This is a genomic window from Pseudomonas sp. REB1044 (assembly GCF_038813925.1).
In the GTDB taxonomy this organism is placed as follows: Bacteria; Pseudomonadota; Gammaproteobacteria; order Pseudomonadales; family Pseudomonadaceae; genus Aquipseudomonas; species Aquipseudomonas boreofloridensis.
The window spans coordinates 2,162,906-2,175,852 of record NZ_CP046139.1 but is presented as its reverse complement, the minus strand read 5'-3'; the positions used below and the strand labels follow the sequence as shown (position 1 = coordinate 2,175,852).

Below are 12,947 nucleotides of genomic sequence, written 5' to 3'. Positions count from 1 at the left end.
TCAGCTGTTTTGTGCGCCTTCGAACCATGCCAGTTTTTCGCGCAGTTGCACCACTTCGCCCACAATCACCAGTGTTGGAGCGTGAACGTCGTGTCGGGCCACCAACTCAGGCAGGTCGGCCAAGGTGCCGGTGAATACCCGCTGGTTGCGCGTCGTGCCTTGCTGTACCAGCGCCGCTGGTGTGCTGGGAGCTCGCCCATGGCGGATCAGTTCGGCGCAGATAGCCGGTAACCCGACCAGTCCCATGTAGAACACTACCGTCTGTGCAGGCGCGACCAAGTCAGTCCACGGCAGGTTGCTAGTACCATCTTTGAGATGGCCAGTGACGAAACGCACCGATTGGGCGTGATCGCGATGGGTCAGCGGAATGCCGGCATACGCCGAACAGCCGCTGGCTGCGGTAATACCAGGCACAACCTGAAACGGAATACCCTCTGCTGCGAGCTCTTCGATTTCCTCGCCACCGCGCCCGAAAATGAATGGGTCGCCGCCTTTCAGGCGTAATACACGCTTGCCTTGACGGGCCAGATCGACCAGCAGGCGATTGATCTGCTCCTGGGGCACCGCGTGGTCTGCCCGGCGCTTGCCGACATAGATACGTTCTGCGTCGCGCCTGCACATGTCGATGATGGCCGGAGCCACCAGGCGGTCATACAGCACGACATCAGCCTGCTGCATCAGCCGCAAGGCACGGAAGGTCAACAGATCGGGGTCGCCAGGACCGGCGCCGACCAAGTACACCTCACCCCCTTGCTGAACAGGCGCACCGTCGACCATCGCCTGCAACAGACGCTCAGCCTCCGCCCCCTGCCCGGCCAATTGACGTTCGGCGATCGGACCTTGGAACACGGTTTCCCAGAAGCCCCGCCGCTGGTTGACGTCCGGATAGAGACCTTTGACCTTGTCACGAAAACGCGCGGCCAAACCCGCCAGCTCACCGTAAGCCGACGGAATCCAGGCCTCGAATTTGGCGCGAATCAGACGTGCCAGTACGGGTGCGTCGCCGCCACTGGACACCGCGATCACCAGCGGCGAACGATCGACGATTGCCGGGAAGATCACAGTGCACAGCGCCGGAGCATCCACCACATTGACCGGCAGGTTCATGGCCTGCGCATCGGCCGACACCTGAGCGTTAAGAGCCGCATCGTCGGTGGCCGCGATCACCAGCCGACAACCTTCCAGGTCGCCAATCTGGTAGCCGCGCACCCGCACCTCTCCGCCGCCTTCCCTGGCCAGCGTAGCGAGCTGACCATCGACCTCAGGCGCCACTACGCGTAGCAGGCCGCCGGCCTCTGCCAACAGACGCGCCTTGCGCAAGGCGATCTCGCCGCCGCCGACAACCAGCACCCACCCGCCCTGCAACCGGTGGAACAGTGGCAGGTATTTCATTTAGCGAATGACCTCGAGGCCGCCCATGTAGGGCTTGAGTACCTCTGGCACGCGAATCGACCCGTCAGCCTGCTGGTAATTTTCCAGCACCGCAACCAGCGTACGGCCCACGGCCAGGCCCGAGCCATTGAGGGTGTGCACGAGCTCCGGCTTGCCAGTCTCCGGGTTGCGCCAGCGTGCTTGCATGCGTCGAGCCTGGAAATCGCCGCAGTTGGAGCAGGAGCTGATCTCGCGATACTTGCCCTGGCTAGGCACCCAGACTTCGAGGTCATAGGTTTTCACTGCACTGAAGCCCATGTCCCCGGTGCACAGCGCCAATACTCGGTAAGGCAGCTCGAGTAATTGCAGGACGCGTTCGGCGTTGGCGGTCAGGCCCTCCAGCGCCTCCATGGATTTACTCGGTTCGACGATCTGTACCATCTCGACCTTGTCGAACTGATGCTGACGAATCATGCCGCGCGTATCACGACCCGACGCACCCGCCTCGCTGCGGAAACAGGGAGTATGCGCAACGAACTTGATCGGCAGTTGCTTGGCGTCGAGGATTTCGCCGGAAACGATGTTGGTCAGCGACACTTCTGCGGTAGGGATCAGGTAGAAGTCAGCTTCACCTTCACGGCTGATCTTGAACAGGTCTTCCTCGAACTTTGGCAACTGACCGGTACCTTGCAATGCCGGAGCCTGAACCAGGTACGGGGTGTAGGCTTCTTCGTAGCCATGCTCGCTGGTGTGCAGATTGATCATGAACTGCGCCAGAGCTCGATGCAGGCGAGCGATCGGACCGCGCAGCAACGCGAAACGAGCGCCGGATAGCTTGGCGGCGGTTTCGAAGTCCAGGCCGCCACTGATCTCGCCAAGGGCGACGTGATCCTTGATATCGAAATCGAATTCAGGCGCTGCACCCCAGCGACGCACCTCGACGTTGGCCTCTTCGTCCGGGCCGACGGGTACGCTGGCATCAGGCAAGTTGGGGATGGTCAGCACGATGCCGTCCAGCTCGGCCTGGATCTCGTCCAGTTCGGTCTTGCCGGCGGCCAGCTCGTTGGCCATGCGCTCGACATCCGCCATCAGCGGCGCAATGTCTTCGCCCTTGGCCTTGGCCTGGCCGATGGACTTGGAGCGGGCATTACGCTCGGCCTGCAGCTGCTCGGTGCGGGTCTGCACCGATTTGCGACGCTCTTCCAGTGATTCGATGCGCGCGACATCCAGGCTGAAGCCACGGGAGGCCAGGCGATCCGCCACTTCCTGAAGTTGGCCGCGTAACAGTTTGGCATCGAGCATATCGTTCTCTCGTTATATGAAGGTGTTGGTTCAGATTCGGGTCAGAGCGAGGCCAGCCCAAGTCGCGAGCAGGCCGCCCAGTACACTGGCGGCGGCGTAGCCGAATGCCAGCGGCGCCTGTCCGCTTTCGAGCAGGCGCACGGTGTCCAGTGAAAAGGACGAAAAGGTGGTCAGGCCACCGACGAAGCCGACGATCAGTCCGGCCCGTACCTCGATAGGCATGCCCGGCTTGTTGAGGAACATGCCGTAGAGCACGCCGATGATCAGGCAGCCCACCATATTGACCGCAAGCGTAGCGAGATAGAAGTGCCGTGGCCAGTGGGCATTGACCCAGTTACCTGCAGCGAAGCGCAGCAAAGTGCCGACAATGCCCGCAGCGCTGACCGATGCGACGAGTGCAATCACGTTTTTCTCCGTTGCCGTGGACTGTTGCGATCCAGTTCGGCCAAGTGGCGCAGTTTTTCGCCGATCTTCAGTTCCAGGCCGCGCGGCACCGGCTGGTAATAGGGCCGCGGCGCCAAGGCATCGGGGAAGTAGTCCTCACCTGCCGCATAGGCATCCGGCTCATCGTGGGCATAGCGGTATTCATCGCCATAGCCCAACTGCTTCATCAGCTTGGTCGGTGCGTTACGCAAATGTAACGGAACCTCCAACGAACCGTGCTCGGAAGCCTCCCGCAGCGCCGTCTTGAAACCCATGTACACGGCATTGCTCTTGGGCGCACACGCCAGGTAGGTAATGGCCTGGGCCACCGCTAACTCACCCTCGGGACTGCCTAGCCGCTCCTGCACGTCCCAAGCCGCCAGACACAGGCTCAGTGCACGCGGATCGGCATTACCGATGTCCTCGCTGGCCATGCGCACCACACGACGGGCGATGTACAGCGGATCGCAACCGCCATCGAGCATCCGCGCAAACCAATACAGCGCGCCGTCAGGATTGGAACCGCGAACCGACTTGTGCAGTGCCGATATCTGGTCATAGAACGCCTCGCCACCCTTGTCGAAGCGCCGTCGACTATCACCGAGCAGACTCTGCAGCATCTGCACATCGATCTCGCTGCCGTCTTCGGCAAGGTCCGAGGCATTTTCCAGGAAGTTGAGCATGCGCCGACCGTCACCGTCGGCAGCGGCCATGAGCATGGCGAAGGCTTCATCTCCGACTCGTAGATTGCGCTTGCCCAATCCACGCTCTTCACTCAGGGCGCGATCGACCAGTTTGCGCAGAGCGGCTTCGTCCAGACTCTTGAGTACATAGACACGCGCCCGCGACAGCAAGGCGTTGTTCAGCTCGAAGGAGGGGTTCTCGGTGGTAGCGCCGATGAACAGCAGGGTGCCGTCTTCCACATAGGGCAAGAAAGCGTCCTGCTGGGACTTGTTGAAGCGGTGCACTTCATCGACGAATAGAATCGTGCGTCGACCGTACTGACCGGCTTGCTGCTTGGCCACTTCCACAGCCTGACGAATTTCCTTGACCCCGGCCAGCACAGCCGACACGGTTTCGAAATGCGCGTCGCAAAACTGCGCCAGCAGCCGCGCCAAGGTGGTCTTGCCCACCCCGGGCGGCCCCAGAAGATCATCGAGTGCAGAGCACCCTGCTCCAGTGCCTCGCGCAGCGGCTTGCCGCGCGCCAGCAGGTGCTCCTGGCCCACGTACTCGTCCAGGTTGGACGGACGCAATCGGGCCGCCAGCGGCTGGGCGACAGGCTCGCTTCGAAACAGGTCCATGGTGCCTCGCGTTACTCCTGGATGACGTCAGCGCCTTCCGGGATCTTGAACTGGAACGTGCTCGCCGGGATCGCCTGGTTGGCCCTGACCCCATTGAACAGAATATTGGTGCGCTGGCCGACGCTGTCGATCAGTTGCATGTCATTGATCAGCCCCTTGCGGAAAGAAATACGCAAGGAGTCGAACAACGTGTCCTTGGTTTTGGGCTTGAGGGTGAAATCCATGACCTCGCCCTGTTCCTTGGAAACGATATCGAAACTCTGGCTGATCTTGGACACATCACCGGACAACAGTAACGCCGGCGTCTGGCTCAGGCGCACATCAAGCTTCTTCACCGTGGCCTGCTCCAGATCCGGGTCCCACAGGGTAACTTTCTGGCCATCGGAAACCACGACTTGCTCTTGTGGAGCATCCGTATGCCAGTAGAACAGGCCAGGACGTTTGACCGTCATCTTCCCTTTAGTCTCCTGCAGACTCGTGCCGCTGGCATCCAGGGTCAGTTGGGAAAAATTGGCCTCGATGGTCTGGGATTTTTCCAGCAACTGGGTCAGGCGCTGTACGTCTTGCTCACCGGCGTACGCGGTGAGCGGGCCCAGGGTCAGGGCAGAAACCAACAACATGCGAATTGCGCGCATGGGAGTCCTCATTGAGCAGTGAATAGGCCGGACACGATGTTTCGCACCCGGCAAGACAATCATCAATCGCGCGGGCCGCCCGGAGCTATCACTTCCCGCGAGCCGTTGCTGTTCATTGGAGTGACCACGCCGGCCATCTCCATCGCCTCGATCATCCGCGCGGCACGGTTGTAGCCGATCTTGAGCTTGCGCTGTACTGCCGAAATGGACGCCCGGCGACTTTCCAGCACGAACTGCACAGCTTCGTCATAGAGCGCGTCGGTTTCCGAGTCGTCGCCATCGCCACCTCCACCGCCGCCCTCGAAACCGCTACCGGCTTCCTCGACGCCGTTGAGGATATCGTCGTTGTAATCAGGGGCACCGCGCAACTTCCAGGCCTCTACAACGCGGTGAACTTCGTCGTCGGAAACGAATGCACCGTGAACGCGGATGGGCAGACTGGTACCCGGCGGCATATAGAGCATGTCGCCATGGCCGAGCAGTTGTTCGGCGCCGCCCTGGTCGATGATAGTCCGCGAGTCGATCTTGCTCGACACCTGGAACGCCATACGCGTAGGAATGTTGGCCTTGATCAGGCCAGTGATCACATCGACCGACGGACGCTGTGTAGCGAGAATCAAATGAATGCCGGCTGCACGTGCCTTTTGGGCGATACGGGCAATTAGTTCTTCGACCTTTTTGCCGACGATCATCATCATGTCGGCAAATTCGTCGACCACCACCACGATAGTCGGCAAGGTTTTCAGCGCCGGAGGTTCGTCCTCCATGCTTTCACGGCGGAAAAGCGGATCGTGGATGACCTCACCGGCGTCCTGGGCGTCTTTGACCTTGCGGTTAAAACCGGCCAGGTTACGTACGCCCATCGCAGCCATCAGCTTGTAGCGGCGCTCCATCTCGGCGACGCTCCAACGCAGAGCGTTGGCGGCGTCCTTCATGTCGGTGACGACCGGGCACAGCAAGTGCGGAATGCCTTCGTAAATCGACAGTTCGAGCATTTTCGGGTCGATCATGATCAGCCGCGCATCTTCCGGGCTGGACTTGAACAGGATCGACAGGATCATCGCGTTGACACCCACCGACTTACCCGAACCGGTGGTACCCGCCACCAGCAAATGCGGCATCTTGGCCAAGTCCGTGATGACCGGCTTGCCGCCGATATCATGGCCCAGCGCCAGCGTGACGGGCGACTTCTGCTCGTCATACTGAGGCGTGGACAACACCTCGGAGAAACGCACCATCTGACGATTTTCGTTGGGAATTTCGATACCGACGGTAGTCTTTCCGGGAATGACCTCCACCACCCGCACGCTGGTCACTGCCAGCGAGCGCGCGAGGTCCTTCGCAAGGTTGGCGATGCGGCTGACCTTGACCCCAGCAGCCGGCTGGATTTCGTAGCGGGTGATCACCGGCCCGGGTGGATCGAGTCTACGGAAACGTCGACCCCGAACTCCTTGAGCTTGATCTCCAGCAGATGCCCCACTCCAGCCAGGGACTCGGGCGAATACTCGATCTTTTTCTGTTCGGCAGGATCGAGAATCGAGATCGATGGGAGCGTTCCTTCCACAGCGCTATCGACGAACAGCGGCGCCTGTTTTTCTTTCATGACCCGCTTGCTGGGCTCGGGTGCCTTGACCGGTGCCGGCAGGTTGATCACCGGCGCGGGCTGCTGCTCGCGCTGTGCCACATGCTTGCTCAAGGATTCGTCACGTTCGATGATGCGTTCGCGCGCCTTGATCTGCTCGCGCTTGTCGACAACCACGGGCGCGACAATGTCCTCGACCTGCTCATCGACCTCGCGCAACTGCGCCACCAGCCGCTTGCGTTCATTGCGCGCGGCCCACCAGCGCGACGCGGCGCCTTGGACCAGCTCGAACAGGTCAAGGGTGATCTTGCCGGTCAGGTCCATGACCTTGAACCAGGACAAGTCGGTGAACACCGTCAGGCCGAACAGGAACAACGCGATGAACATCAAGGTGCTGCCCTGCACGTTCAGCAGGTTGCGCGCCAGTTCCCCAAGGCTCTCGCCCAGCGCACCGCCCGCCGAAAATGGAATACTGGCGGGCGGATGGAAATGAATATGCGCCAGCGCTGCGCCCGACAGCACAAGAAATACCAAGCCGATCAGGCGCCAGGAGAACAGCCACCCACTCCATTGCCAGGGCTGGTGACGTTCACGGAAGATCTGCCAGGTCTTGATCGCCAGCAGCAAAGGAAAGATATAGGCAAAGTAGCCAAGCACCATGAACAGGATGTCGGCGAAGAACGCGCCGGCGCGGCCAGCAGCGTTCTGAACCTGGTCGACATTGCTGGTGTGGGTAAAGCTTGGGTCGGATGTGTCGTAGGTCAGCAGTGCCATCCACAGGTACAGGCACAGCGCACCGACGGCAATCAGCGCGCCTTCCTTGAGGCGATAATGCAACTGCTGGCGCCATAGCGGCACTGGCAACGGAGTCGGGGATGCAGTGGATTTCTTCAAAACGCGTCTATTCCTGCGCTTGATGCGCGTTAAATAGTGATCGGGCCGGTGAATGGCCGACGAACCACTACTTTTAACATTACTGCCCGCCTGCCGCCATGGCGGCACGCCGCGTGGCGCATGGACGGGGGGCCGATTTCCATGGGTGCAATTTGAGCATGCATTTTGTTCTGTGACAAAGGCTTATGCTGTATTTTTGCACAGGTATGACAGCAAATGTCGGCGATGGTGCCAGATGCCCATCAGCTGGAGGTGAAGCAGCTCGACGAGCTGCGCCACTACTGCAGCCCAGCATGCTGCAACAGCCCAGACATTGACCTCGACGACGCCTGCCGCCATGCTCGTCACTCCCCTCCCCTACCGCCGAATCACCATGCTCACCTGGCTGACCCGCGACTCGCTGAACTTCCCCCCCTCAATAAAGCCCTCAACGAGCCCAACGGCTTACTCGCCGCGGGAGGCGATCTCACACCCGAACGCCTGATTCAGGCCTACCGCCACGGCTGCTTCCCTTGGTATCAGGACGGACAGCCGATTCTATGGTGGTCGCCCGATCCTCGCACCGTGCTGTTACCGGACGAACTTCACGTATCCCGGTCGCTGGCCAAGCTGATGCGCCAGGGCCGCTACCAAGTCAGCTTCGACACCGATTTCGCCAGTGTAATCGCCGCGTGCGCCGCACCCCGCGATTACGCCGACGGTACCTGGATCACCGACAGCATGCAGGCGGCATACCGCGAGTTGCACCACCGAGGTATCGCTCATTCGGTCGAGGTACGCCAGGCCGGCGAACTGGTTGGCGGCCTATACGGCCTGGCCATGGGCCGCCTGTTCTTCGGCGAATCCATGTTCAGCCGCGCCGACAATGCCTCCAAGGTCGGTTTCGTGACGCTGGTTGAACGTCTGCGCGAAGCTGGCTTTGTGTTGATCGACTGCCAGATGCCCACCGATCACCTGCATAGCCTCGGCGCGCGCGCTATCAGCCGGAGGGCGTTCGCCGACTATCTGTCATGCCATCTCGACCACTCCTGCGACGCAGCCTGGGCGCGCTAGGCGACCGCCCAGAGCTGGCATACACTTAGAGCAACGTCTTGCCCAGGGGGCGATCATGACAGAGCTGGCGCGGTTGAAGTTCTATGCCACTCAACCCCACTCCTGCAGCTACCTGCCCGATGAGCAGGCGACTACCCTGTTCCTGGACCCCAGCCAGCCGATGGACGTGCATGTGTATGCCGACCTGTCGGAAATGGGCTTTCGCCGCAGCGGCGATCATCTCTACCGACCTCACTGCCAGAGCTGCTCTGCCTGCGTACCGGCACGCATCCCCGCAGCACGCTTCGTGCCCAACCGCCAGCAGCGACGCATTCTCAAGCGCAATGAGGACCTTGTGGTCAGCCCCGCGCGACCGGCTTTCAAAGAAGAATATTTCGATCTGTATCGCCGTTACATAGAAACGCGCCACGCTGACGGCGACATGTACCCGCCCAGTCGCGACCAGTTCTCCACGTTTCTGGTACGCGACCTGCCCTTCAGTTGGTTCTACGAATTTCGCCTGCACGGTCGCCTGCTTGCAGTGGCGGTATGTGACCTACTGCCTAATGGCCTATCGGCGGTGTATACCTTCTACGATCCAGATGAAGAGCGCCGTAGTTTGGGCCGCTTTGCCATCCTCTGGCAGATCGCTGAAACGCTACGCCAGGATCTGGAGGCGGTCTATCTTGGCTACTGGATCAAGAATTGTCAGAAGATGAACTACAAGACCCAATACCGCCCCATCGAGCTGCTGATCAACCAGCGCTGGGTCAGTCTCAACTGAAAGCATTGGCTTGAAATACATTTTTCGGGCATAATCCACGCCACTTTTTTTGCCCGGTGCAGTTGCGCGTCGGGCCATCTCTGGACACCGAGGGTTTTACTGCATGTCGAAAGAAGACAGCTTCGAAATGGAAGGCAGTGTCGTCGACACCCTTCCAAACACCATGTTTCGCGTGGAGCTGGAAAACGGCCACGTTGTCACCGCGCACATTTCCGGAAAAATGCGCAAGAACTACATCCGCATCCTCACTGGCGACAAGGTCCGCGTCGAACTGACGCCTTACGACCTGAGCAAGGGCCGCATCACCTACCGCGCGCGCTAAGCTTCAGCCACAAAAAGCCCGGCCAATGCGCCGGGCTTTTTTTGTGCAGCCTACCAAAGCGCTAGGGCCGCACAGCGGCCCCTTTGCTCAAGCCACTTCGGCCGCGGTCTCGAAGTCGAACACCAGCTCGCCATCGCGCAGCTCCACATGCACCACGCCGCCATGCTCGGACAACTCACCGAACAGGATCTCTTCAGCCAGAGGCCGCTTGATCTTGTCCTGAATGAGCCGCGCCATAGGTCGAGCCCCATCTGCACGTCATACCCTTTGCTTGCCAGCCAACCACGCGCCTCGTCACTGACCTCGAGCAGCACGCGCTTGTCTTCCAGTTGAGCTTGAAGCTCGATAAGGAACTTGTCGACGATGCTCTTGATCGTTTCGTGACTCAAGCGACCGAACTGAATGATGGTATCCAGACGGTTGCGGAACTCCGGCGTAAAGCTCTTGCGAATGACCTCCATCGCGTCCGAGGCGTGATCTTGATGGGTGAAGCCAATCGAAGCCCGCGACGCAGTTTCCGCCCCGGCGTTTGTCGTCATGATCAGAATCACGTTACGGAAGTCCGCCTTGCGCCCATTGTTATCGGTCAGGGTGCCATGGTCCATGACCTGCAGCAGCAGGTTGAAGACCTCCGGGTGAGCTTTCTCGATTTCATCGAGCAGCAACACGCAGTGCGGTTGTTTGGTGATGGCTTCGGTCAGCAGCCCACCCTGGTCGAATCCAACGTAACCAGGAGGCGCGCCGATCAAGCGCGATACGGTGTGCCGCTCCATGTACTCCGACATGTCGAAGCGCACCAGCTCGACACCCAGTGCCTTGGCCAACTGCCGAGCAGCTTCGGTCTTGCCGACCCCGTAGGGCCTGCGAACAGGAAGGAGCCGACTGGTTTGTCGGGTGCCTTCAGGCCTGCTCGCGACAGCTTGATAGCAGTCGACAGTGAATCGATTGCCGCATCCTGACCGAACACGGTGAGCTTCAGATCACGCTCAAGGTTGCGCAGCAGCTCCTTGTCGGAACTGGTGACATGCTTTGGCGGGATACGCGCGATCTTGGCCACGATGTCCTCCACCTGTGGCACGTCGATACGCTTGACCCGGTTGGCCTCCGGCTGCAGGCGCTGGTAGGCGCCGGCTTCGTCGATCACATCGATGGCCTTGTCCGGCATGTGCCTATCATTGATGTAGCGCGCAGCCAACTCGGCAGCCGCGCGGAGCGCTTCATCGCTGTATTCGATGTGATGATGACTCTCAAAGCGCCCTTTCAACCCACGCAGAATGCCAACGGTATCCTCCACGGAGGGCTCGCTGACGTCGACTTTCTGGAAGCGCCGCGCCAGCGCTCGATCTTTCTCGAAAATGCCACGGAACTCTTGGAAAGTCGTGGAGCCAATGCAGCGGATATCACCAGAAGACAGCAGCGGCTTGAGCAGGTTGGAGGCATCCATCACGCCACCCGATGCCGCACCGGCACCGATGATGGTATGGATTTCGTCAATGAACAGGATGGCTTGAGGGCGCTTGCGCAGCTCACCGAGCAATGCCTTGAAACGCTTCTCGAAGTCGCCCCGGTACTTTGTACCGGCCAACAGCGCACCAAGATCCAGCGAATACACGACGCTTTGCGCCAGCAGGTCAGGCACCTGGCCATCGACGATACGCTTGGCCAAGCCTTCTGCAATGGCCGTCTTGCCGACACCGGCTTCACCCACCAGCAGTGGATTGTTCTTGCGCCGACGCGCGAGGATCTGCGCAACCCGCTCGACTTCCTGCTCGCGCCCGACCAGGGGGTCGATACGACCGGCACGGGCCAACTCGTTGAGATTGCTGGCATAGGCATCGAGCGGATTGCTCGACGAGGACGCTTCTGCGCCATCCTCGTCCTGCATGTCCTGGTCGCCTTCAGTATTCGGACCATGGCCCGGCACCTTGGAGATGCCGTGCGCGATGTAGTTGACCACATCGATCCGGGCCACGCTCTGCTGCTTGAGCAGGAACACCGCCTGGCTCTCCTGCTCACTGAAGATCGCGACCAACACGTTGGCGCCGGTCACCTCACGCTTGCCGGAGCTTTGCACATGGAAAACAGCGCGCTGCAGCACGCGTTGGAAACCCAACGTCGGCTGTGTCTCGCGGTCCTCGTCATGCACCGGGATCAGAGGGGTAGTGGAATCGATGAACTCCTGCAGATCATGCTTGAGCTTGTCGAGATTGGCGCCACAGGCGCGCAGAACGGTCGCAGCCGCCTCGTTGTCAAGGAGCGCCAACAGCAGGTGTTCGACGGTCATGAATTCATGACGCTTCGAACGTGCCTCCTTGAAGGCAAGATTGAGGGTGACTTCGAGCTCGCGGTTTAACATAGCTTCACCTCATACCCAAGTGGTCGGCGATTAACCGTCCTTCTCGATTTCACAGAGTAGCGGATGCTGGCTTTCTCTTGCGTATTGATTGACCTGCATGGCCTTGGTTTCGGCAATGTCGCGGGTAAACAATCCGCACACTGCCCGCCCTTCGGTGTGGACAGTCAGCATGATCTTGGTCGCCAGCTCGCGGTTCAGACTGAAGAACGTTTCGAGCACTTCGACGACGAAATCCATCGGTGTGTAGTCATCGTTGAACAAAACCACCTTGTACATCGGTGGAGCCTGAAGGATTGGCTTGGCTTCTTGGACCGCCAGACCTGCCCCATCGTCCTCATCGGACTTCGGGCGATCCTGATTGAATGTTAGTCGAATCTGCCTGAGTGCATGCATGGAAAGAATTTCATCATATCGACAGGTTAGGGTTGTGGGTCGACCGCACAGTCACCGCCGGCGCGGCTGCCGCATGACCTTGACTATCGGCAAAACGGTGTTACAACCAATAAGAGCCCACCGTGGTGTATAAAGATCCGCGCAGTCAACCAGATTTTTTCGCACGGTTCGTATGCGGATGACGTGGATGATACTCCAGTGATGGAGTCCTTTGCAGAGGGACATAGGGATGGCAAGCGGTAAAGTCAAGTGGTTCAACAATGCCAAGGGCTATGGATTCATCAATGAAGACGGCAAGACGGACGACCTGTTTGCCCACTACTCCGCGATTCAGATGGATGGCTACCGGACATTGAAGGCTGGCCAGGCAGTGACATTCGACGTCGTGCAAGGCCCCAAAGGCCTCCATGCTGTCAATATCGCTGGCGCCAAAGCCGATACCACCGTAACCGATGCCAACCGGCAGAGCGAGACCGCCAGGGCCTGACCGCGTTCATCGCACCTCGAAGAAGGCCGGCTGCCTGTGCTACAAGAGGCATGACCGGCTTTT

Annotated in this window: 8 protein-coding genes and 4 pseudogenes; 4 read left to right on the top strand and 8 right to left on the bottom strand. The window is 60.0% G+C overall.

What is annotated here, in order from left to right; translation table 11 throughout:
- From cysG to ftsK, 6 genes and pseudogenes are all read right to left on the bottom strand, one after another.
- Positions 1 to 1,392, bottom strand: a complete 1,392-nt coding sequence (cysG, locus tag GKC70_RS10140) for a siroheme synthase CysG (protein ID WP_342651221.1) — start codon at positions 1,390 to 1,392, stop codon at positions 1 to 3.
- Positions 1,393 to 2,673, bottom strand: a complete 1,281-nt coding sequence (serS, locus tag GKC70_RS10135; RefSeq protein ID WP_342651220.1) for a serine--tRNA ligase — start codon at positions 2,671 to 2,673, stop codon at positions 1,393 to 1,395.
- 30 nt (positions 2,674 to 2,703) lie between these two features.
- Positions 2,704 to 3,078, bottom strand: coding sequence for a fluoride efflux transporter CrcB (gene crcB, locus GKC70_RS10130; RefSeq protein ID WP_342651219.1), 375 nt, complete (start codon positions 3,076 to 3,078; stop codon positions 2,704 to 2,706).
- Positions 3,075 to 4,399 (bottom strand): annotated as a pseudogene (locus tag GKC70_RS10125) (replication-associated recombination protein A). Before GKC70_RS10125 ends, crcB begins: the two are co-directional and overlap by 4 nt.
- Before the next feature lie 11 nt (positions 4,400 to 4,410).
- Positions 4,411 to 5,034 (bottom strand): outer membrane lipoprotein chaperone LolA, encoded by a 624-nt coding sequence (gene lolA, locus GKC70_RS10120; protein WP_317872500.1) that lies wholly within the window; start codon positions 5,032 to 5,034, stop codon positions 4,411 to 4,413.
- A gap of 62 nt (positions 5,035 to 5,096) precedes the next feature.
- A pseudogene (gene ftsK / locus GKC70_RS10115) lies at positions 5,097 to 7,510 on the bottom strand (DNA translocase FtsK).
- 373 nt (positions 7,511 to 7,883) lie between these two features.
- On the opposite strand from ftsK, the pseudogene aat reads away from it, so the two are divergent.
- From aat to infA, 3 genes and pseudogenes are all read left to right on the top strand, one after another.
- Positions 7,884 to 8,563 (top strand): annotated as a pseudogene (gene aat, locus GKC70_RS10110) (leucyl/phenylalanyl-tRNA--protein transferase).
- 55 nt (positions 8,564 to 8,618) lie between these two features.
- Positions 8,619 to 9,326 (top strand): arginyltransferase, encoded by a 708-nt coding sequence (locus GKC70_RS10105; protein WP_317872497.1) that lies wholly within the window; start codon positions 8,619 to 8,621, stop codon positions 9,324 to 9,326.
- Between the two features lie 103 nt (positions 9,327 to 9,429).
- Positions 9,430 to 9,648 carry a translation initiation factor IF-1 gene (gene infA / locus GKC70_RS10100; protein ID WP_029614443.1) on the top strand — a complete coding sequence of 73 codons (219 nt, stop codon included), beginning with the start codon at positions 9,430 to 9,432 and terminating at the stop codon, positions 9,646 to 9,648.
- A gap of 87 nt (positions 9,649 to 9,735) precedes the next feature.
- Here the strand turns inward: infA and clpA are convergent.
- Positions 9,736 to 12,004, bottom strand: a pseudogene (gene clpA, locus GKC70_RS10095) (ATP-dependent Clp protease ATP-binding subunit ClpA).
- Between the two features lie 30 nt (positions 12,005 to 12,034).
- Positions 12,035 to 12,397 (bottom strand): ATP-dependent Clp protease adapter ClpS, encoded by a 363-nt coding sequence (clpS, locus tag GKC70_RS10090; protein WP_029614442.1) that lies wholly within the window; start codon positions 12,395 to 12,397, stop codon positions 12,035 to 12,037.
- Positions 12,398 to 12,626: 229 nt separating this feature from the next.
- Here clpS and cspD point away from each other — a divergent pair, with 229 nt between their 5' ends.
- The gene (cspD, locus tag GKC70_RS10085; RefSeq protein ID WP_029614441.1) at positions 12,627 to 12,884 is read left to right on the top strand and encodes a cold shock domain-containing protein CspD; all 258 of its coding nucleotides are present in this window, start codon (positions 12,627 to 12,629) and stop codon (positions 12,882 to 12,884) included.
- The last annotated feature ends 63 nt before the right edge of the window (positions 12,885 to 12,947 follow it).

Coding starts and splice junctions, on each gene's coding strand:
- clpS (WP_029614442.1), bottom strand. CDS start 12,397: ATGCATGCACTCAGGCAGATTCGACTAACATTCAATCAGGATCGCCCG.
- cspD (WP_029614441.1), top strand. CDS start 12,627: ATGGCAAGCGGTAAAGTCAAGTGGTTCAACAATGCCAAGGGCTATGGA.
- GKC70_RS10105 (WP_317872497.1), top strand. CDS start 8,619: ATGACAGAGCTGGCGCGGTTGAAGTTCTATGCCACTCAACCCCACTCC.
- infA (WP_029614443.1), top strand. CDS start 9,430: ATGTCGAAAGAAGACAGCTTCGAAATGGAAGGCAGTGTCGTCGACACC.
- lolA (WP_317872500.1), bottom strand. CDS start 5,034: ATGCGCGCAATTCGCATGTTGTTGGTTTCTGCCCTGACCCTGGGCCCG.
- serS (WP_342651220.1), bottom strand. CDS start 2,673: ATGCTCGATGCCAAACTGTTACGCGGCCAACTTCAGGAAGTGGCGGAT.
- cysG (WP_342651221.1), bottom strand. CDS start 1,392: ATGAAATACCTGCCACTGTTCCACCGGTTGCAGGGCGGGTGGGTGCTG.